The 18835-nt window shown below is 62.1% G+C and carries 19 protein-coding genes and 1 tRNA gene; 5 read left to right on the forward strand and 15 right to left on the reverse strand.

Annotated features, from left to right (window positions below; translation table 11 throughout):
* Positions 1 to 12: 12 nt before the first annotated feature.
* From hisA to CGL56_RS10850, 5 genes are all read right to left on the reverse strand, one after another.
* On the reverse strand, positions 13 to 726 hold the full coding sequence (gene hisA, locus CGL56_RS10830) for a 1-(5-phosphoribosyl)-5-[(5-phosphoribosylamino)methylideneamino]imidazole-4-carboxamide isomerase (protein ID WP_099106580.1): 714 nt from the start codon (positions 724 to 726) through the stop codon (positions 13 to 15).
* Positions 727 to 738: 12 nt separating this feature from the next.
* Entirely contained in the window at positions 739 to 1011 is a 273-nt protein-coding gene (locus CGL56_RS10835; RefSeq protein ID WP_099106581.1) for a YciI-like protein, read from the reverse strand.
* A 46-nt stretch (positions 1012 to 1057) separates the two neighbouring features.
* Positions 1058 to 1246 carry a hypothetical protein gene (locus CGL56_RS10840; protein WP_099106582.1) on the reverse strand — a complete coding sequence of 63 codons (189 nt, stop codon included), beginning with the start codon at positions 1244 to 1246 and terminating at the stop codon, positions 1058 to 1060.
* A 154-nt stretch (positions 1247 to 1400) separates the two neighbouring features.
* The gene (locus CGL56_RS10845) at positions 1401 to 2111 is read right to left on the reverse strand and encodes a LytR/AlgR family response regulator transcription factor (protein WP_099106583.1); all 711 of its coding nucleotides are present in this window, start codon (positions 2109 to 2111) and stop codon (positions 1401 to 1403) included.
* Entirely contained in the window at positions 2108 to 3139 is a 1032-nt protein-coding gene (locus tag CGL56_RS10850) for a sensor histidine kinase (protein ID WP_099106584.1), read from the reverse strand. The genes CGL56_RS10845 and CGL56_RS10850 overlap by 4 nt, the downstream gene beginning before the upstream one ends.
* Before the next feature lie 171 nt (positions 3140 to 3310).
* On the opposite strand from CGL56_RS10850, the gene CGL56_RS10855 reads away from it, so the two are divergent.
* From CGL56_RS10855 to CGL56_RS10865, 3 genes are all read left to right on the forward strand, one after another.
* On the forward strand, positions 3311 to 3709 hold the full coding sequence (locus CGL56_RS10855; RefSeq protein ID WP_099106585.1) for a Spy/CpxP family protein refolding chaperone: 399 nt from the start codon (positions 3311 to 3313) through the stop codon (positions 3707 to 3709).
* Between the two features lie 169 nt (positions 3710 to 3878).
* The gene (locus CGL56_RS10860; RefSeq protein WP_099106586.1) at positions 3879 to 6548 is read left to right on the forward strand and encodes a M1 family aminopeptidase; all 2670 of its coding nucleotides are present in this window, start codon (positions 3879 to 3881) and stop codon (positions 6546 to 6548) included.
* 45 nt (positions 6549 to 6593) lie between these two features.
* Entirely contained in the window at positions 6594 to 8393 is a 1800-nt protein-coding gene (locus CGL56_RS10865) for an SLC13 family permease (RefSeq protein ID WP_099106587.1), read from the forward strand.
* Positions 8394 to 8481: 88 nt separating this feature from the next.
* Here the strand turns inward: CGL56_RS10865 and CGL56_RS10870 are convergent.
* The 9 genes from CGL56_RS10870 to CGL56_RS10910 form a co-directional block, all read right to left on the reverse strand.
* A tRNA-Pro gene (locus CGL56_RS10870) sits at positions 8482 to 8555 on the reverse strand.
* Between the two features lie 116 nt (positions 8556 to 8671).
* The gene (locus CGL56_RS10875) at positions 8672 to 9607 is read right to left on the reverse strand and encodes an energy transducer TonB (protein ID WP_099106588.1); all 936 of its coding nucleotides are present in this window, start codon (positions 9605 to 9607) and stop codon (positions 8672 to 8674) included.
* A gap of 23 nt (positions 9608 to 9630) precedes the next feature.
* Positions 9631 to 10011, reverse strand: a complete 381-nt coding sequence (locus CGL56_RS10880; protein ID WP_099106589.1) for a VanZ family protein — start codon at positions 10009 to 10011, stop codon at positions 9631 to 9633.
* A gap of 65 nt (positions 10012 to 10076) precedes the next feature.
* The gene (gene gcvH / locus CGL56_RS10885; RefSeq protein ID WP_099106590.1) at positions 10077 to 10466 is read right to left on the reverse strand and encodes a glycine cleavage system protein GcvH; all 390 of its coding nucleotides are present in this window, start codon (positions 10464 to 10466) and stop codon (positions 10077 to 10079) included.
* Between the two features lie 9 nt (positions 10467 to 10475).
* On the reverse strand, positions 10476 to 11786 hold the full coding sequence (locus CGL56_RS10890; RefSeq protein WP_099106591.1) for a citrate (Si)-synthase: 1311 nt from the start codon (positions 11784 to 11786) through the stop codon (positions 10476 to 10478).
* A 140-nt stretch (positions 11787 to 11926) separates the two neighbouring features.
* Positions 11927 to 12535 carry a hypothetical protein gene (locus tag CGL56_RS10895; RefSeq protein ID WP_099106592.1) on the reverse strand — a complete coding sequence of 203 codons (609 nt, stop codon included), beginning with the start codon at positions 12533 to 12535 and terminating at the stop codon, positions 11927 to 11929.
* A 32-nt stretch (positions 12536 to 12567) separates the two neighbouring features.
* The gene (locus tag CGL56_RS10900) at positions 12568 to 13380 is read right to left on the reverse strand and encodes an aldo/keto reductase (RefSeq protein WP_099106593.1); all 813 of its coding nucleotides are present in this window, start codon (positions 13378 to 13380) and stop codon (positions 12568 to 12570) included.
* 32 nt (positions 13381 to 13412) lie between these two features.
* Positions 13413 to 14795, reverse strand: coding sequence for an NAD(P)H-binding protein (locus CGL56_RS10905; RefSeq protein WP_099106594.1), 1383 nt, complete (start codon positions 14793 to 14795; stop codon positions 13413 to 13415).
* A gap of 83 nt (positions 14796 to 14878) precedes the next feature.
* Positions 14879 to 15568, reverse strand: coding sequence for a LolA family protein (locus CGL56_RS10910; RefSeq protein ID WP_099106595.1), 690 nt, complete (start codon positions 15566 to 15568; stop codon positions 14879 to 14881).
* Positions 15569 to 15797: 229 nt separating this feature from the next.
* Between CGL56_RS10910 and CGL56_RS10915 the strand changes: the two genes are divergently transcribed.
* Complete coding sequence (locus tag CGL56_RS10915) at positions 15798 to 16250, forward strand: MarR family winged helix-turn-helix transcriptional regulator (RefSeq protein WP_099106596.1); 453 nt, start codon at positions 15798 to 15800, stop codon at positions 16248 to 16250.
* Between the two features lie 43 nt (positions 16251 to 16293).
* On the forward strand, positions 16294 to 17541 hold the full coding sequence (locus tag CGL56_RS10920) for an ABC transporter permease (protein ID WP_099106597.1): 1248 nt from the start codon (positions 16294 to 16296) through the stop codon (positions 17539 to 17541).
* 105 nt (positions 17542 to 17646) lie between these two features.
* Here the strand turns inward: CGL56_RS10920 and CGL56_RS10925 are convergent, their stop codons facing one another.
* Positions 17647 to 18699 carry a fatty acid desaturase gene (locus tag CGL56_RS10925; RefSeq protein ID WP_099106598.1) on the reverse strand — a complete coding sequence of 351 codons (1053 nt, stop codon included), beginning with the start codon at positions 18697 to 18699 and terminating at the stop codon, positions 17647 to 17649.
* Between the last annotated feature and the right edge of the window lie 136 nt (positions 18700 to 18835).

An 18835-nucleotide genomic window follows, 5' to 3' on the forward strand; every position in this document is an offset into this window, starting at 1 on the left:
CGGCGGGGGAGGTCAGTAGGCGGCCAGTTGCTCAAGCCCGATCCGGCCCTCGTAGATCGCCTTGCCGACGATCACCCCGTAGCAGTCCAGGGCCGCCAGGGCATCCAGGTCGTCGGTGGTCGTGACGCCCCCGCTGGCGATCAGCTTCACCTCGGGTTGCTCGCGGCGGATGCGGGCGTACAGCTCCCGGGCGGTGCCCTGCAGCAGGCCATCCTTGCTCACATCGGTGCAGATGGTGTAGCGGACGCCCCGGGCCACATAGTCGGCCAAGAACTCGAACAGCTCCCGGTCGCTGGCTTCCTCCCAGCCGCTGACGGCGATGCGGGTGCCGTGGACGTCGGTGCCCAGGATGATCCGCTCGGGGCCAAAGCGCTCCAGCCACCCCAGGAATACCTCGGGTTGCTTGACGGCGATGGTGCCGCCGGTTACCTGGTGGGCACCGGCCTCAAAGGCGATGCGCAGGTCCTCGTCGCTCTTCATCCCGCCGCCCCAGTCGATCTTCAGTTGGGTGCCGGCGGCGATGCGTTCCAGCACCCGGTGATTGACGATGCCGCCACCCCGGGCCCCGTCGAGGTCCACGACGTGCAGCCGCTCCAGGCCGGCCTGCTCGAATTCACGGGCGACGGCCAGGGGGTCTTCGTTATAAACGGTCTTCTGGGCGTAGTCCCCCTGGGTGAGGCGCACGCACTTTCCGTCGATCAGGTCAATGGCGGGAATGATGTACATGCCGCAAAAGTACTACTCGATCACCACCGCCCACTTCTTTACGTACCAGCGGCTCACCAGCCCCTTGCGCACGTAGGGATCGGCTTCAGCGAAGGCCTCTGCGTCGGCGGGAGATTCCCCCCGGAACACCAGGGCGGCCCCGTCCGCGGGATCGAAAGCCCCGCCCAGGATGAGTTCCCCGCGCTCCTGGGCCTCCCGGGCCAGTCGCAGGTGAATGTCGCGGTAGGGCTCACGCTTTTCGGTGTACTCCGGTACCGTTTCGTAAAACAGGATGTAATAGTTCATGGGCTGCAGGGATGGCAGGGGCAAGTTACACCGTGCCGGCCATCTCCTACTGCTCGGCGAAGGGGGCTTCTTCCTGACAGAAAAAAACGACCACGCCCGCGAGGAAGGTCACCACGCCGGCTCCCAGCAGGTAACTGCTGAGGGAGGACCCGTAGTCGGGCTGGATGGTCAGCACCGCACCGGCAAAAATGAGGAGGGTGGCCACGACGCCAAGGACAATCGGCAGATGACTCATGAGCTTCAGGTTTAGGTGTGCTGGCGGTTCCGGTAATCAGCTCCCGCGCTGTAGGTGTACAATAGGGTAAGTGCCTTGGAGAAACTTCCCCATCAAGATAGGACTTTTCGGGAAAATGTCAGAACATATTTCTCCCGGCCCGCGTTCCCGCGCCTCAACCCTCCTCCCGGGGGAACAGTCGCCGCAGCACTTCCTCCCGGTAGCTCCCCCCCACGGGAATGCGGGCCTCCCCGATCTGCAGCTGGTTGCCGTCGAGTGCCTCCACCTTGTCGGTAGCCACGATGAAGGACTTGTGGACGCGGAGGAAATTCTGCGGCAGGTTCTCCTCCAGTTGCCGCAGTGAGCCCAGGGCCACGGTGCGCCCCCGCGGGGTATGGTAGGCCACGTATTCCCGCATGCTCTCGATGTAGAAAATTTCCGCGTGGGGGATGCGGTACACCTTGCGGTCGGCCCGCACCAGCTGAACTCCGGGGGGCGGCGGCGCGCCGGTGCCGGGGTCCGGGGGAAAGCGGTAATCCCGGGCCTTGCCCACGGCCCGTACGAACCGCTCGAAGCTGAAGGGCTTCAGGAGGTAATCCACCACGTCGAATTCGTAGCCCTCCAGGGCGTATTCGGAGTAGGCCGTCGTGAGGATCACGGCCGGGGGCTGCCGCAGGGTGGCCAGGAAATCGAGGCCGGTCATCTCCGGCATCTGGATGTCCAGGAACAGCAGGTCCACGGGGGTGGTGCGCAGGATTGACCCGGCGGCCACCGGGTTGGGGGCCTCACCGGCGACGCGCAGGTCGGGGAGCCGCTCGCAGTAGGAGCGTACCAGCCGGCGGGCCAGCTCCTCATCGTCGACGATCAGACAGTTCAGTACGCTCATACCAGTTCCAGTTGCAGGGTAACGATAAAGTGGTGGTCGCCGTGGTCCACCTCCAGGCGGTGGCGGTCCGGGTACAGCAGGGTTAGCCGCTTGCGCACGTTTTCCAGACCGATGCCCCCGGTCTGATCGGCCGGGGAGGGGGTGACCGGTACGCTGTTCTCGACCCGGAAGACGATCCCCGCCGCCGACGTCACAAGGGAGATGCGGACGTAGCCGTCGGCCAGGTCTTCCACCCGGCTGTGCTTGAAGGCGTTTTCCACGAAAGGGATCAGGAGCAGGGGTGCAATGGGCAGCAGGGGGCGGCTCTCGTCCAGGTCCACCTGAATGTCCATCGCGCGGCTGTCCTTCAGCCGCCGCAGGACGATGTAGTTACGGATGTACTCGATCTCCCGCCCCAGGGCTACCCTTTCGGTTTCGGAGTCGTAGAGCATGTACCGCAGCATGCCCGCGAGCCGCAGGAGGCTTTCCGAGGCCTTCTCGTCCTGCAGCAGGGTGAGGGTATAGATGTTGTTGAGGCTGTTGAAGAGGAAGTGGGGATTGACCTGCGACTTGAGGAATTTCAGTTCCGTAGCCAGTTGCTCGCCCCGGGCCTGTACGGCTTGCCGCTCGCGGTAGCTGGCGTAGCGCATGACCTCGATCAGGGCGGACCCCATGAAGGCGGTGGCCAGGGGCAGCAGGTAGCGCAGGGTGGCCGTGCCCAGTCCCCGCGGGCGGGCGCCGCGGCCGAACTGAATGGGGAAGGCGCGGTCGGGCACGAAGCCATACTGCAGGATGAGGGCCACCGCTACCACTACCGCGGTGCCCGCCACCACGTACCAGCCGCGGCGATTGGCGAAGTAGAGGCGGGGCAGCAGCACCGTGGCATTTACGATGACCACCGCGACGATGCCCACCAGCAAGGGGCCCAGGCGGCGGAGGAACCGGAAGGGCGACTCCAAGCCCCCGCCCAGAATCGCCAATACCACCACCCACAAGATCGCCCAGGCCAGGGCCTCAACGGCGATCCGCGGGAATTTTACGCTATGCATCTCGCAAAGGTCGGCCCCAGCTTCCGGGCGGGGAAACGGCTTTTCCCCTGTTCGTTGAGGAAAACGGCCCGTTCATTGAAAAGAATTGGGAAGGATGCCCCCGGCCACCACTTTTGTATCACTAACCGCGGGGAAACCCGCCCTTTCATTCATCATCCAAACCGAATTCCAATGAAAACGACCCGAATTCTGATCCTTTCCTTCCTTTTCGTCCTCTCCGCCGGCGCCCTGTTCGCCCAGCGCGGCCCCGACCGCGAACCCGTCGACCCCACCGAGCGCGCCCAGCGGGAGACCGAGCGCATGGCCACCGTACTCGACCTGACGCCCGAGCAAACCGAGCGGGTCCGCACGATCAACCTGGCCTTCGCCGAGAAGGTCGGGGCCACCCGCGAGGAACGCAAGCAGGAGCGCGACGCGGTGCGCAAGTCCCTCGAGAGCGCCAACGAGGCCCGCAAGGCCGAGCTGAAGTCGGTGCTGAACGCCGACCAACTCGCCAAACTCGAGAAGCTCGAGGCCCAGCGGGAGGACCGCCGCGGTGAAGGCCGCAAAGGCGGACCGCGCCGGAACTGATGCCTACCGGAGCGGAGGGGCGTAGCGCCAGCCACCGGGTTCTCCCCGGCTTGTGCTGCGCCCCCCGGCCGGGCACCCGCGCGCTGCCGCCCTAAAGTCCCGTTAATCCAAGAGCGGTAGTCAAACAATTGCCGCCCTGGCGCGTCCTACTTGCTTAAAGCAAGTCTTGATGTACCGATCCGCGATTCTGAGCCTGCTGGCTACCCTGCTGCTGGCCGCAAGTTGTAATACCACCCGCCCGGCCGTCGCCACCGTCCCCACCCCGACGGAAAGCAGCGACCCCACCATCACGGAGACCCGCAACCTCGACACCATGACGGTGCGGCCCTCCACCAACGGCGTGATCACCGAGGAAGAGATGGAAGGGAGGACCCAGCCGGAAGTCCCCACTACCCTGCCCCCCCGGGCCATCGCCTACAACCGGGTACACGACCTGCTGCACACCAAGCTGGAGATCAGCTTCGACTGGGAGCAGGAGATGGTGATCGGCAAGGCCACCCTGCGGCTGAAGCCCATCTTCCGCCCGAGTGACGAACTCACCCTGGACGCCAAGAACTTTACTTTCAATTCGATCACCCTGGCCAACGGCACGCCCCTTGAGTACGCCTACGACGACGACCGCCAGCGGGTGACCATCCAGCTGGACCGCGCCTATACCCGCGGCCAGGAGTACACCATCGTGCTCGACTACACCGCCACCCCCGCCGCGAGCGGCACCGCCGGGGAAGCCATCACCTCCGACAAGGGCCTCTTCTTCATCAACCCCCGTGGGGAGGAGGGCGACAAGCCCCGGCAGATCTGGACCCAGGGCGAAACCGAGAACAACAGCCGGTGGTTCCCCACCATCGACAAGCCCAACGAGCGGACCACCCAGGAACTCTACGTGACCGTGGACGACCGCTACAAGACCCTCTCGAACGGCACCCTGGTCAGCTCCAAACCCGCCGGAAACGGGAAGCGCACCGACTACTGGAAGATGGACCTGCCCCACGCCCCCTACCTCTTTGCCCTCGTGGTGGGAGAGTTCGCGGTGGTGGAAGACGAGCCCTGGAACGGTATTCCCGTGAACTACTACGTGGAGCCCAAATACCGCGACCATGCCGAGGCGATCTTCCCCTACACCCCCGAGATGCTCACCTTCTTCAGTGAGCTCACCGGCGTCGAATACCCCTGGCCGAAGTACAGCCAGGTGGCCGTGCGGGACTTCGTCAGTGGCGCCATGGAAAATACCACCGCCGTCATCTTCGGCGAATTCATGAACGGTACCGACCGCGACCTGATCGACGTGGACCTGAACGAGAAGATCGTGGCCCACGAAATGTTCCACCACTGGTTCGGCGACCTGGTCACCTGCGAAAGCTGGGCCCAGCTGACCCTGAACGAAGGCTTCGCCAACTACAGCGAATACCTGTGGATGGCCGAAAAACACGGGAAGGACGCCGCCGACTACCACCTGCTGGAAGAATGGCAGGGCTACTTCAACTCCGTGCGCAACGGATCGCCCCATGAGCTGATCTGGTACGACTACCCCGACAAGGAGGACATGTTCGACGCCCACAGCTACAACAAGGGCGGGGCCGTGCTGCATATGCTGCGCCACTACGTGGGCGACGAGGCCTTCTTCAACAGCCTGCAGCACTACCTGGAGCGGCATAAATTCTCGGCCGTGGAGGTCGACGAGCTGCGGATGGCCTTCGAGGACACCACCGGGGAAGACCTCAGCTGGTTCTTCGACCAGTGGTACCTGAGTGCCGGCCACCCCCGGCTGCGCATCACCACCGACTACAGCGACGGCAGCGTAGCGGTGACGGTGGAGCAGACCCAGTCGACCGATGACAACGTGCCCGCCGTATTCAAGCTGCCCGTCGACATCGACGTCTACGTGAACGGCACGGCCCAGCGCCACCGGGTCACCGTGGACCAGCGGGAGCAGACCTTCACCTTTGCCGCCGCGGGCCGCCCCGACGTGGTCGTCCTCGACCCCCACCACCAGCTGCTGGCCGAGTACGATTACCAGAAATCGGCCCCGGAGCTGGCGGCCCAGTACCGCTACGCCCCCGCTTTCCTGGACCGCTACGAGGCCGTGGGCCTGATCGGCCGGACGGAAGGTGGCGGTGAATTCGAAGAGGAAGTGCTTACCGCGGCGCTGCAGGACAGCTTCTACGCCATCCGCGGGGTGGCCGTGCAGAGCCTGGTGGACCCCACCCCCGTCCAGCTCGAACGCGTCCGCGCCATTGCCCGCCAGGACGACCGCAGCCAGGTAAGGGCCGCCGCCCTCGACCTGCTCACCCAGCTGGAAGATGAGCAACTGGCCCCGATTGCCCGGGAAGCCATGGAGGCCCGTTCCTATACGGTGGTGGCCGCCGGATTGCAGGCGCTCGTGGCCACTGACCCCGAGGCCGCTACGAAGGCCGCCGCGGTGCTGGAGGAGATCGACAACGAGGACATCAGCGGAGCCCTGGCCGACCTGTACAGCAGCTCAGGCGACCTGACCAAGCTGCCCTTCTTCGAGAGCCGGCTGGAGAGCGTCGACGGTTACGCGGCCCTCGGGCTGTACACCGCCTACCAGTCCCTGCTGGCCCAGGGGCAGTCGGCCGAGCAAACCACCGGGGTTTCCCGCCTGAAGGAGATCGCCCTGGACCAGTCGCAGACCCCCTGGCGCCGCCTGGCCGCCACCAAGGCGATCAGTGACCTGAGGAACAGCCTTGCGGAACGGGTGGAATCCATGGGTGATGCCGGCGACCTGAACAAGCTCATCCTGGAAATGGGAACGAGTCTGGAAGCCATCAAGGCCGCCGAGACGAATACCGACCTGCAGAACATCTACCAGCAGTTCTGATCCCGGCAGGGCGGCGGGCCGCAGTGTTTATCTTTGCGCCTTCCTATGCTGACACCCGCCGTTATTACCCTGCTTGTTGCCCTGGGGGCCGTAGTGCTCTTCGTTACGGAATGGTTGACGGTCGACCTGGTCGCCATGCTCATCGTGGTGGCCCTGGTGGTCGGTGGGGTGATCACTCCGGATGAGGGACTTGCCGGCTTCAGCAACGACGCCACCCTGACCGTTGCCTTCATGTTCGTACTGTCGGCGGCGCTGTTGAAGACCGGGGCGTTGCAGCAGGTGGCGGGTTCCATGTCGGCCCGCTTCCGCAGCCACCCCAAGCGGGCCCTGCTGCTGCTCATCCTGGTGGTGGCCTTCAGCTCGGCCTTCATCAACAACACGCCGGTGGTGGCGGTCTTCATCCCCGTGGTCATCCGCATTGCGGCAACGGCCAAGATCAAGCCGTCCAAGCTCCTCATTCCCCTTTCTTTCGCCAGCATCTTTGGGGGACTATGTACCCTCATCGGCACCTCCACCAACATCCTCGTGAGCGGGGTGGCCACTACCCACGGGCTGGCGGGCTTCAGCATGTTTACCATTACGCCTATCGGGCTGGTGCTGCTGGCCATCGGGGCGGTCTTCCTGACCTACTTCGGCACCCGGCTGTTGCCCGATCGCGACGGGGACCACAGCCTGGAAGAGAAGTTCGCTCTCCACGATTACCTGGCCGAAATCGTCATCCTCGATCACCCCGACCTGGCGGGGAAGCGGATCATGGATTCTCCCCTGGTGCGCGAGCTGGACATGGACATCATCGAGGTGCGGCGGGAGGACCAGTCTTTCGTGCTGCCCGCCGGCGACTTCCAACTTGCCGTCGGTGACACCCTCAAGGTGCGCTGCGACCGCAAGAAAATCCTCAACTTGAAGGATTGGGTGCGGCTGGTCGACAACTCGGGCAGCGTGCGGGTGATGGGCACCGGTCTGGAGCGCGACAACAGCAGCCTGATCGAGATGGTGATCACCCCCGACTCGGAGTTCATCGGCAAGACCCTGCGGGAGGTCGACTTCCGCCGCAGCTACCGGGCCGTGCCCCTGGCCATCCGCCAGCGGGAGGAAACCCTCCACGAGCAGCTGTACCGGCTGCCCCTGACCCCCGGCGACGTTATCCTCGCCGAGGTGAAAAGCCACTACATCAAGGAACTGCAGCACATCGAGCAGCAGCAGGACAGTCCCTTTATCCTCCTGTCTACCGATACCATCACCGACTTCAACCGGGGCCGGTTTTACTTCGTCAGCGCTACCATCCTTGCCGTCATCGTCATCGCGACCATCGGCCTGCTTCCCATCAGCATTGCGGCCTTGCTGGGCGTGTGCGCCCTGGTGATCGGCCGGACGGTGACCATGTCGGAAGCCTACGAGTCCATCGACTGGAAGATCGTCTTCCTGCTGGCCGGCGCCCTCAGCCTGGGCCGGGCCATGAGCAACAGCGGGCTCGACGACGACATCGCCTCCCTGCTGACGGGTACCATCAGTGAGCTCGGCCCCTTTGCCCTCATTGCAACTTTGTACCTGACCACCAACCTGCTTACGGAGGTGATGAGCAACAACGCTACTGCCGCCCTGCTGGCCCCGGTGGCGATTGCGGCCGCCGAGCAGGTGGGCATCGACCCCATGCCGCTGTTGGTTACGGTAGCCGTGGCGGCCTCGGCCTGCTTCATGACCCCGGTGGGCTATCAGACCAACGCCATGGTCTACAGCGCCGGCCGCTACAAGTTCCTGGACTTCACGCGGATCGGTGCCCCCCTAAGTCTGATCTTCTGGCTGGTAACCACCGTGGGCGTTCCCCTGCTCTTCGGAATGGTATAAACGGCGGCCGTAGTACCCCAAAACAGGAAGGAGCCAAGCGGTCGGGCGGGCGGTTGAACGCCTACCGGACCTCTCGGCTCCTGGGGGGTCGGGATGACTGGATTCGAACCAGCGGCCTCGTCGTCCCGAACGACGCGCGCTACCGGGCTGCGCTACATCCCGCAATCGGTGGGCAAAGATACGCTTTGCGCTTAATTTCTCGGTGGGCCCCGGGCAACAAAAAAGGCCGGCAGCTCGCGGGGAGCTGCCGGCCTTGATTGCCGTGGAGCAAGGGGGTATTACTCGAGCTGGAACTTCACCGGCAGGTTGAACTGAACGCGTACGTTCCGTCCACCTTGCTTACCGGGGGTCCACTTGATGCCTTTCTCGTTCATCAGGTTGACGACGCGGAGGGCTTCTTCGCCGGTTTTCGCACCGGGGTTCCGGACTACTTTGGCGTCGGTTACCGAACCGTCTTTCTCGACTACAAAGGAGACTACTGCCATACCTTCTACACCGTTCTCCCGGGCAATGGCGGGGTACTTGATGTTGCCGTAGATGAATTCGAGCATCTTCTTGTCGGCACACTGCTTCTTCTCAGCGTAGCTGCCCAGGTCGTCACAACCGGGGAAGAGCGGCATTTGCTCTACGACTTTGAAGATTTCCTCCACTTCGGGAGCGGGGGGCGGTGGCGGGGGCGGCGGGGGGGGAGGCGGAGCCTTGTCCTCCTTCACTTCCGGCGGAGCTTCCTTGATGATGGTTTCTTCGTCGATGGAGGTATCCTCGAATTCGGGGGGATCTTCCTCGATCAGTTCTTCTTCCGGCACCTCCTCAATGACGGGGGGCGGCGGGGGCGGGGGCGGGGGCGGGGGCTCGGCGGTACGCGGCGGCTCCATCTCGATCTCCTCGTCGAGCTCCAGGGCTCCTTCGGGGATGACGATCTCCGCTTCGTACTGCGTCCAGGCGAAGGCCAGGAGAGACAGGCCGACGGCGAGGGCGAGACCGAAGTTGAAGAAGGTAGAGCTCAGACCGAAGACATCGACCCGCTCGTACTTCGCCCGGTTCTCGATGTAGGAGCTGTTCTTTTCAGCATCCTCGGTGTACTCACCGGCAATACCCTTTTCGGTCCGGGACTTGTACACGTTCCGCATCATGACGATGAGGCCGATGAACAAGAGCAGGATGACCGCGAAGGCTATCGCCAGGGAACCACCACTTATTGATAATTGGTCCATGGCAAATATTTAAACAGTTATCGCTATGACCTCACCGGGGCGAGGTACTTGAACAGTAGAGGTTGAAGAAGCAGGTATACCGCTCCTCCCAGCAAGGCACCGATCAGGTTGGCCACCATATCGACGGGATCGAAATCGCGACCGGTCCCGGCAATGCCTTGCAGCACTTCCATCAGGACCCCGAACAGGGCGGCAAGTAAGGCAGCCGTTGCCGCCCGCTTCCACCGGGAAGCCATGCCGTTTGAGAAAGACAATAATACTGCAAAAAAGGCGTAAGCGCCAAAATGTGCAATCTTATCCGGCGAAAATAGCTCACCCCAGTTGAAAATTCCCGGTATCCGTTGACCCGGGGCCAGACTGACGTAAATCAGCAGGAGGGCATACAGGGCGGTGATGAATCGCATCCCTCGTTTCCGCTGCAGAGAAGATGCCGGGTGGCGACCTTTTGGTGGTTGCTCGGGCAAAATTATCAGGAAATAAGTGCTGAGTAGGCCGCGGCGTCCAGCAGGCCTTCCCGGTCTTCGGGGTCGGTCAGCTCCACCTTCACGATCCACCCCTTGCCGTAGGGATCCTCGTTTACCATGGTGGGGTTGTCGCCATCGCTCTCGTCGAGTTCGCTGTTGAAGGCGATGATCTTGCCGGCCACGGGCATGAACAGGTCGCTGGTCGTCTTCACAGCTTCCACCGTACCGAAGACCTCGTTGCGGCTCAGGGTCTCCCCTACCGTATCCACTTCCACATAGACGAGCTCATCGAGCTGCTCCTGGGCAAAATCCGTAATTCCTACGGTGGCAATGTTTCCTTCGATCATCACCCACTCGTGCTCCTCGGTGTAGAAGAGATTAGCTGGAACGTTCATACAGTGGTCTTATTTAGAGTTGTTCTTTACCTGGTTCATTACCCATTCGCTGGTCACCGACTTGGGGCGCTCGAGGGGCATGCCCAGGGCGCGGCTCCAGATGCCGGCGGCCAGTACACCCAGGGCACGGCTCACGCCGAAGAGGACGGTGTAGTAGCTGAATTCGCTGAAGCCGTAGTGCACCAGCAGGGCGCCGGAGTGGGCATCGACGTTGGGCCAGGGGTTCTTGACCTTGCCGAGGGACTGCAGGATGGGCGGTACCACGTCGAAGATCTTCCACACCGTGGAGATCAGGTCGCTGTCGTGGATGTACTGCTCGGCGAAGCGGCGCTGGGCGGTGAAGCGGGGGTCGGGCTCGCGCAGTACGGCGTGGCCGTAGCCGGGGATCACCTTCCCCTCGTCCAGGGTTTGCTGGACGTAATCGGCGATCTGCTCCTTGGTGGGCGTTTTGGTGCCGAGGTTGTCGATCATTTCGAAGATCCACTTGATCACCTCCTGGTTGGCCAGTCCGTGCAGGGGGCCGGCCAGGGCGTTCATGCCCGCCGAGAAGGCCAGGTAGGGGTCGCTGAGGGTGGAGCCCACTAGGTGGACGGTGTGGGCCGAGGCGTTGCCACCTTCGTGGTCGGCGTGGATGGTGAGGTAGAGCCGCATCAGGCTGCGGAAGTCCTCATCGTCGCTGCCCAGCATGTGGGCGTAGTTGGCGCTGTAGTCGAGGCTGGTGTCGGGGGCGATGTGGTCGCCACCCTTGAACGTGCGCCGGTAGATGTAGGCGGCGACGCGCGGGAGCCGGGCAATCAGGTTCATGCTATCCTCATAGACTGCATCCCAGTACTCCGTCTTGGGCATGCCCTCCGCGTAGCGGCGGGAGAAGATGCTGTCCGACTGCATGGCCATGACGCCGATGGTCAGCTGCGTCATCGGGTGGGCGTCGGTGGGCAGGCTGTCGAGGGTGGTGAAGACGGCCTCCGGCACGTCGGCACGGCGGTGCCACTCGGCGGTGAGGGCGTCCACCTCCTCCGCGGTAGGGATCTCACCCGTCAGCATGAGCCAGAACAGTCCTTCGGGCTTGGGTTCCCCCTGGGGGCCGCTGGGCAGGGCCTCCTTGATTTCGGGGATGGAGTAGCCGCGGAAGCGGATGCCCTTATTCGGATCGAGCTGGCTGGTTTCCCACAGCATCATTTTGATGCCCCGCGCGCCGCCGACCACCTGGCTCAGCGTTACTTCGTCGACCTTGAGGGAGCCGTTGGCTTTCGTGGTGGACCGGAGTTCTTGGTAAAGGGAAAGGGCCTTTTCGGCGAATTTCTGTTTAAGGGCTTCCATTGACTGGGTGGGGAATTTGAAGGGATTGGTCTATTCGGTAGCTAGCTAACGTTGACGATAGCGGAGGGTTTGCAGTACGCTATCGTTGGCCCGCCAAGAAACAAAATTTCGCTGGCAACGACGCTAAGGACAGCGGCAAACTATTTGGTTCCCCCCGATGCCTCGTCTTCTTCCTCAATGACCAGCCTTTCCCTTTCCCGCTTGGTAGGCAGGTCCGGATCCTCATCTTCTTCCGCGTATAGCCCCACCACCTTGCGGTTGGGATGGGCGATGAGGATGATGTCGCGGGCCGCCTGATAAAGCAGGAGGATGATGGTGATCATGCAGCCCCCCATCAGGGCGGTATAGCTCAGCAATACGTAATAGATGATATTGTAGAAGCCAGCGAAGGTCTCCTCCGCGTTGCTGATGGGTACGTTCAACACCATCAGCAACACCAGGGCGGCAATGAAGATGCCGGCGGCAAAACGGGCGATCCAGCCGATCCGGTTGTAGTGGTAGGCTTTCAGCTTCCGTTCCGACTGCTGGCTGAACGACAGCAAGGTCAGCATCAGGGCCAGGATGGTGGCCGTAGAGGTCATCATCCCGCTGGCCGTGAAGCGGAGGGTAGGCCGAACTTCCTGGAGGTTCTCAATCGCCTCGTAGTTGGTTACCGTCCCCAGCAAGTAGGTGCCGATGAAAATGATCATGGCGGCCAGTGCCCCCCCGATGAGGGACGAGCGAAGCAGGGAATGGTGGGAAGAGGACATGGCGGTGGTTAGGGTAAGAGGGTGGCAGCCTCCTAGAAATCGAAATTGCGGGGGTCGGGCCCAAAGCGCTTGCCGCGCTCGAGTTCGTCGATGGCGACCATATCTTCTTCGGAAAGCTCAAAGTCGAACAGGTCTCCGTTTTCGATGATGCGCTTGCGGTGGACGCTCTTCGGGATCACGATGACGTCATTTTGCAGGCACCAGCGCAGGACCACCTGGGCCGCCGTTTTGCCGTAGCGTTCGCCTATCTCGGCAAAGAGGGGCTCCTTCAGGAAGTGGCCCTGCATCAGGGGCGACCAGGCGGTGATGGCGATGTCGTGGGCGTCGCAGGCCGAGATCGCGTCCGCCTGCGTCAGATAGGGGTGGTACTCGATCTGGTTGACGACGGGGAGTACGCTGCCCGCCTCGATAATTTCTTCAATGTGGTCGTCCATGAAGTTGCTCACGCCAATGCTGCGGACCTTCCCCGCCTCCAGGGCCTTTTCCAGTTCCTGCCAGGCGGCCACCCGACCTTCCACGGGCCAGTGCAGGAGCACTTGGTCTACGTAATCCAGCTTCAGCCGCTTGAGGCTGTTGTCCAGGGCCTCTGTGGTGCGGCCGGCCCGGATGTCGTCGTTCCAGACCTTGGTGGTGAGCCAGACCTCTTCCCGCGGCAGACCGGCCGTGCGGATGGCTTCTCCTACGGCCTCCTCATTCCGGTAGGCCTTGGCGGTATCTACGTGGCGGTAGCCGGCCTCCAGGGCCCAGTGAATGGCGTCAATTGTTTCCTTTCCGTTCTCGCTTTGCCAGACGCCCAGCCCGAGGCGGGGCATTTCCAGGCCATTGTTCAGTTTGTAGGTTCTCATACCTCCAATAACCTGAAGGGGGCCGTCGGGTTCTAGGCCTTCATGTTTGAGAGGTAGCGGCCGAAGCGGTTCATCACCCACTGGTGGGCGCGGGCCTGGGTGAGCACGTAGAGGTACCAGGGCAGGGCAGGCACGAAATTGTGGATGGCCGAGATGATGTACCGGCCGTTGAGCACGCTGCGGAATTCCAGCCAGCCCTTGTTCTCCTTGCGGGCCAGCAACCCGCCTACGATATAGAAGAGTTGGCGCCGGCTGTCGCTGCGTCCCGGGATGAAGGTGAGTTTCAACAGGGGGATTCCCAGCACCTGGAAGGTAGAGTGATCCCCCCGGGTCTTTACCCCGATAAGGGTCCGGAAGAAGACCGGCAACCAGCGCTGGTACAGACGGGCGACGTAGGTGGCGGTGTGTTGCTGGGGGTTGGGCAAACGCTGGACGCTCCGAACGGTGTTGCGCACCCCCGGGTCGGCCGCCGGCAACCGCGGGGGCAGGGGCGGCAGTAGATCCTCCGGGTGGAGGGCGCGGTGGGCGGCGGCGCGGAAATTCAGTCGGTCCGGAAAAGCCCGCAAGACCTCGTTGTCGCGGGCCACCATGCGGTGGCGGAGGCTCTCGACCAGAGGACTGACCAGGTCGGAGGGGGTATCCGTGAAGACACTCACCCAGAGGGTGGACAAACCGGGGCTGAAAAAAGATACGGGTTGAATGAAGCGCCGCTTGCCCATCAGCTCGGCTACCGTAGCGAGCATATCCATATAGGTGGTCACCTCCGAGCCGCCGATGTCGATGGCCCGCCCGAAAGTGGAAGGACGGTCGAGGCAGTAATCGATCAGCCGGAGGGCATCGAAGAGGTCAATGGGGTGGGTGGCGGACTGGCACCAGGCGGGACAAATCAGCACCGGAAGCCGATTCACGAGCCGCTCGACCATCTGGAAGGAGGACCCGCCGGGCCCCACGATGATGCCGGCCCGCAGGGTAGTGACCGCCACGCCGGTAGAGGCCAGGGTTTCTTCTACCTCCCGCCGGCTGCGCAGGTGGCGGCTGTAGTCGGCGGGTAATTCATCCTCCGGCAGCAGGCCGCCGACGAACAGGATCTGGCGGATGCCCTGCTTGCGGGCGGCCCGGGCGAAGTTGTCGGCCAGCAGCACGTCGGTATCCTCAAAACTGCCCTGGGAAAGGCGGGCCGAGGGCGACATGGAATGAACGAGATACAGCGCCAGGTCGGCGCCGGCCAGTCCGGCTTCGGTGCTCGTGATGGAATACAGTTCCACCTGCCGCCATTCGGCTTTGTCGTAGGTAGGGTCAGGTTGAAGGGCACCGCGACTGAGCGCGATGATGCGGTACCGGTGGTGGTACCGTTCGATGAACCAGCGGCCGATGAAGCCGGTGGCGCCGGCGATGACGAGGGTGGGCCGCTGCATATCCCACCAACGGCTGCGGCACCCCGATGTTAACGCGGCACCCGCGTGCAGCGCCCGGAATCAGCAGCCTGGGGGGGGGAAGGTCAGAAGCGAAGGTCCTCGACGTGGTAGCCGGGGAACTGCGCCTTATCAAAGGTGAAGTTGTTGTCGGCCAGGGTGGCGTTGCCCCGGGTCTTGTCGAGGAAAAAGGTATAGCTGCTGCCGTCGCGGATGAAGGCCTTCACGGAGGCGATCTCCTTCCGCTGCTGGTCGACCTGCAGGCGCAGTTTGGTGAAATCGCTGGCGTGGCGATCCACGGGCTTCAGCTCGATGATCTGCAGTTTGCGGCCGTTAACGGTTTCCTCGCCCTGCAGCGACAGTACGTAGTTGTCGCCTTCGTAGAAGCTGAACAGGTTCTGGGGAGTGGGCATGCCGGTGGATTCCCCCGGCTCGGGCAGGTCGTTGATCTGCACCTCCTTGCTGCCGTGGAGGATGAAGTAGGAGGCGTCCTTGTTGATGATGCCCTCCTGGTCGCCGAGCTTGAAGCGTACCAGGTCACCCTTGCGGCTCAGGTTACCGGCCTGTACTTCTTTCGGCTGGTTGGGGAAAGCCATTTCCAGGCGGAAATCGGCCGTCAGGGTAGTATAGCCATCGTATTTCTGGCGAATACTTTCCAGTATCCTTTTCGCTTCCGCATCACTCTGGGAAGCGCTGGTGTAATGGTTGTTCTGGGCGGCCAGCGGAGTGGCAAACAGCAGACAGAACAGGGGCAGCAGAAAGGCGGGAAATTTCATACGCAGTAATTGTTAGCAGCATAACGCGGCAGGGAGACGGATGGACGTTGGCGCGGTCTTAATTTGACGTTAAAGCGAGAAATGGCACGGAAAACCCGGTAATCCCGAACGGGAATACTTAATAAAACCATTTGCTCAAATATCAGAACATAATAGGCGTTTTTATTACCTTTGGCAGCGGCCTTGATCGAGGGGCCGGGATATTTTACCCCACACAGAGAACCCCAACATGAAGGAAAGGCCCGAGAACGATAGGAATTACGTATGCGACGATCAATTCAGGGAGCTGCGTTTCAATCTATTGCACAGCTGCAGCTGGATCAACAACAGCATGCGTCAGTTCCTCCAGCCCCATGACATTACCCCCAAACAGTACAGCATTCTCCGCATCCTCGACGAGCGCTTTCCGGAGTCGCTCTCTATCCAGGAGTTGCGCGATATGCTGGCCGACAAGATGTCGGACGCCAGCCGCCTCGTAGACCGGCTGGAGAAAAAGAACCTCCTCGACAAATTCCCTTCCGACCACGACCGTCGCAGCAACCGCACCCGCATCACCGAAAAGGGCAGTGAGCTGGTGGCCCGCATCAACGAGGGCCGCAAGGACCTCGACGCCCTGATCCGGGAGCGGCTTTCCGACGGCGAGGTGGACTATCTGAACGACCTGCTGGAGCGGCTCCGCTAAACGCCGCCGGGGGCGCTTACCGCGGCTGAAGTAACTTTGCCGCATGAACCTTTCCGCGCGGATGGCTTGGCGGTACCTCTTCGCCCGCAAGTCGACCAATGCCATCAACATCATCACCTTCGTCGCGGCCTTCGGGGTGGCCATCGGCGCCGCCGCGCTGATCATTGCCCTGAGCGTTTTTAACGGTTTTGAGGACATCTTCGTCGGGATGTTCAATAACCTTAACCCCGACGTACGCATCACTGCCGCCCGGGGAAAGACCTTCGAGGCCTCCGACGAACTGCTGGCCAAGGTGCGCAAAACGGAGGGTGTCCGGATTATTTCCCACACCCTGGAAGAAACGGCCCGGTTCCAGTACCTCGGCCACCAGGCCTTCGGTCCGCTGAAGGGAGTGGACAGCGAGTACGCCCGCATCAACGGGATCGACACCATGGTAGAGGAGGGGCACTACGACCTGCTCCTCCCCCAGTTCGAGACCCTCGGAGCCATCGTGGGACAGAACCTGGCGCGGGAGCTCCTCATCGACCCCTACAACCAGATCAACCTGCTGTCGATCTACGTGCCCCGCCCGCGTACCCGCGGGGGCGGCACCGTGCTGGCTTCGGGCCGGCTGCCCTACCAGGTGCGGGAAGTACTGCCGGTGGGGGTGGTACGCAGCCGGGAGGCCTTCGAGAACCAGGCCGTACTCATCGACATCGGGCTGGCCCGGGAGATCATGGGCGTGGAAGCCCCCACGGTCTCCTCCCTGGAAATCAAGCTGCTCCCCGGCTTCGCCAATAAGGCTACCTACCGGGCCCTGCAAGAGGCCCTGGGCGAAGACTACGTGGTGAAAAACCGCTTCGAGCAGGAAAACAGCATCCTGAAACTGATGCGGGTGGAAAAGTACGTGGCCTACGCCATCGTGACCCTGATGGTGATCCTGATCAGCTTCAACCTAGTGGGGGCCCTGTGGATGATCGTCCTGGAAAAGCGCAAGGACATCATCATCCTGCGCAGCCTGGGCATGCTCGGGACCGATATCCGCAACGTATTCCTGCGGGTGGGGCTGCTGATCTCCGGAATCGGACTCCTTTCCGGCTTCGGATTGGCCATCCTCACCTACCTCATCCAGAGCCACTACGGCATCGTGGGGCTGCCCGGCACCCTGGCCGAAGCCTACCCGATGTCGTTGCGCTTCTCGGACTTCATGATCGTAACCGCCACCGTGATGGTGATCGGACTGCTGGCCTCCCTGCTCCCGGCCCGCCGGGCGGAGCAGGTGGCGGAGAAGCCGGTCGTGGTGGTGGACTGACCCGGGGGGGGGGTTACCTCACTAATGCAAAAATGGGTGCCCGACCGAAGTCGTGCACCCATTTTCAGGTAGTCAGATCAGGAATCAACCAACCAGCCGTGGCGGCTAGGCGGCCATCTTCCGCTGTTCGTTGCGGTAGAACTCCCGGAAGGAGATCATGCGCTGCTTCTCCTCGTCCCACAGCTTGTTGAACATGAGGGGGAGGCTCTGCAGGAAGGTGATCTTGGTCACGTGGCGCTGCAGTACCGGGTTCTCCTTGGCGCAGCGGCGCAGGTTGTAGTTGGGGATGCGGCTGCTCAGGTGGTGGATGTGGTGGTAGCCGATGTTACCCGTCAGGAAGTGCATGATGCGGGGCAGCTTGTAGAAGGTAGCGCCTTTGATCGCGGCCGTGAGGTAATCCCAGTTCTTGGACCACTGCATGTAGGTGTGGTCGTGCTGGTGCTGCACGTAGAAGAACCAGAAGGCGATGATGCCGAAGAAGAAGATGATGCTGCCCTGTACGATGAGGAAGGCTTTCCAGCCCACCAGAAAACCGAGGCCTACGTAGGCAGCCAGGATCAGCAGGTTGTTCAAATGCATCTTCCGGTGAATGGGCGACCATCCGGGGAAGTTGATGCGGGGTACGCGCAGAACCACGCCGAGGTAGATCATGGGCAGGAGAATGAACAGTACGAAGGGGTTGCGGAAAACCCGGTACTTGAAGCGGCCCCAGCCGTTCAACTTGCGGAACTCTTCTACCGTCAGGAAGTCGATGTCGCCGATGTCGCGGTGCTCGAGCTGGCCGGTGTGGCCGTGGTGGAAGCTGTGCACGCGCGCCCAGTAGGTATAGGGGATCGAGCTGAAAAAGGAACAGACGAAGCCCATGGCGTCGTTGACCTTACGCTTGCTGAAAAAGGAGTAATGGCCGCAGTCGTGCTGAATGATGAAGATGCGGACCAGGAAGAAGGCATTGACCATGCCCAGCAGGAGGGTGAGCCAGATGGAGTAGCCCACGCTGAAGTACATCGCTACCCAAAGCGCCAGAAAGGGACCAAAACTGCTGAACAATTGGCCGATCGCGCGCCAGGTATTGGCCTGTTGGTACTGGGAGATGATAGTCTTCCAGTTTTTGAGCGACTGGTGGATGTCTTCGACAGTGTTTTGAATTTGTGCTTGCACTTGTAGTATTTTAAGGTTGAAGCCCTTGAATCATTGACGGAAATTGGGGGATGAACTGCTAAAGATACATCCCATGCGTTTTCTGACCGCTCCTTCCCACCTACCTAACGGTTTGCGGGGGGTAGAGTTATGACGC

This window comes from Neolewinella marina, assembly GCF_002631205.1.
Taxonomy (GTDB): domain Bacteria; phylum Bacteroidota; class Bacteroidia; order Chitinophagales; family Saprospiraceae; genus Neolewinella; species Neolewinella marina.

Bases quoted from the DNA above. Each gene is read 5' to 3' on its own strand.
- hisA (WP_099106580.1), bottom strand. From the start codon at position 726: ATGTACATCATTCCCGCCATTGACCTGATCGACGGAAAGTGCGTGCGC.
- gcvH (WP_099106590.1), bottom strand. From the start codon at position 10,466: ATGAACGTTCCAGCTAATCTCTTCTACACCGAGGAGCACGAGTGGGTG.
- CGL56_RS10910 (WP_099106595.1), bottom strand. From the start codon at position 15,568: ATGAAATTTCCCGCCTTTCTGCTGCCCCTGTTCTGTCTGCTGTTTGCC.
- CGL56_RS10915 (WP_099106596.1), top strand. From the start codon at position 15,798: ATGAAGGAAAGGCCCGAGAACGATAGGAATTACGTATGCGACGATCAA.
- CGL56_RS10860 (WP_099106586.1), top strand. From the start codon at position 3,879: ATGTACCGATCCGCGATTCTGAGCCTGCTGGCTACCCTGCTGCTGGCC.
- CGL56_RS10850 (WP_099106584.1), bottom strand. From the start codon at position 3,139: ATGCATAGCGTAAAATTCCCGCGGATCGCCGTTGAGGCCCTGGCCTGG.
- CGL56_RS10875 (WP_099106588.1), bottom strand. From the start codon at position 9,607: ATGGACCAATTATCAATAAGTGGTGGTTCCCTGGCGATAGCCTTCGCG.
- CGL56_RS10855 (WP_099106585.1), top strand. From the start codon at position 3,311: ATGAAAACGACCCGAATTCTGATCCTTTCCTTCCTTTTCGTCCTCTCC.
- CGL56_RS10880 (WP_099106589.1), bottom strand. From the start codon at position 10,011: ATGCGATTCATCACCGCCCTGTATGCCCTCCTGCTGATTTACGTCAGT.
- CGL56_RS10845 (WP_099106583.1), bottom strand. From the start codon at position 2,111: ATGAGCGTACTGAACTGTCTGATCGTCGACGATGAGGAGCTGGCCCGC.
- CGL56_RS10900 (WP_099106593.1), bottom strand. From the start codon at position 13,380: ATGAGAACCTACAAACTGAACAATGGCCTGGAAATGCCCCGCCTCGGG.
- CGL56_RS10840 (WP_099106582.1), bottom strand. From the start codon at position 1,246: ATGAGTCATCTGCCGATTGTCCTTGGCGTCGTGGCCACCCTCCTCATT.
- CGL56_RS10835 (WP_099106581.1), bottom strand. From the start codon at position 1,011: ATGAACTATTACATCCTGTTTTACGAAACGGTACCGGAGTACACCGAA.
- CGL56_RS10890 (WP_099106591.1), bottom strand. From the start codon at position 11,786: ATGGAAGCCCTTAAACAGAAATTCGCCGAAAAGGCCCTTTCCCTTTAC.
- CGL56_RS10920 (WP_099106597.1), top strand. From the start codon at position 16,294: ATGAACCTTTCCGCGCGGATGGCTTGGCGGTACCTCTTCGCCCGCAAG.
- CGL56_RS10865 (WP_099106587.1), top strand. From the start codon at position 6,594: ATGCTGACACCCGCCGTTATTACCCTGCTTGTTGCCCTGGGGGCCGTA.
- CGL56_RS10895 (WP_099106592.1), bottom strand. From the start codon at position 12,535: ATGTCCTCTTCCCACCATTCCCTGCTTCGCTCGTCCCTCATCGGGGGG.
- CGL56_RS10905 (WP_099106594.1), bottom strand. From the start codon at position 14,795: ATGCAGCGGCCCACCCTCGTCATCGCCGGCGCCACCGGCTTCATCGGC.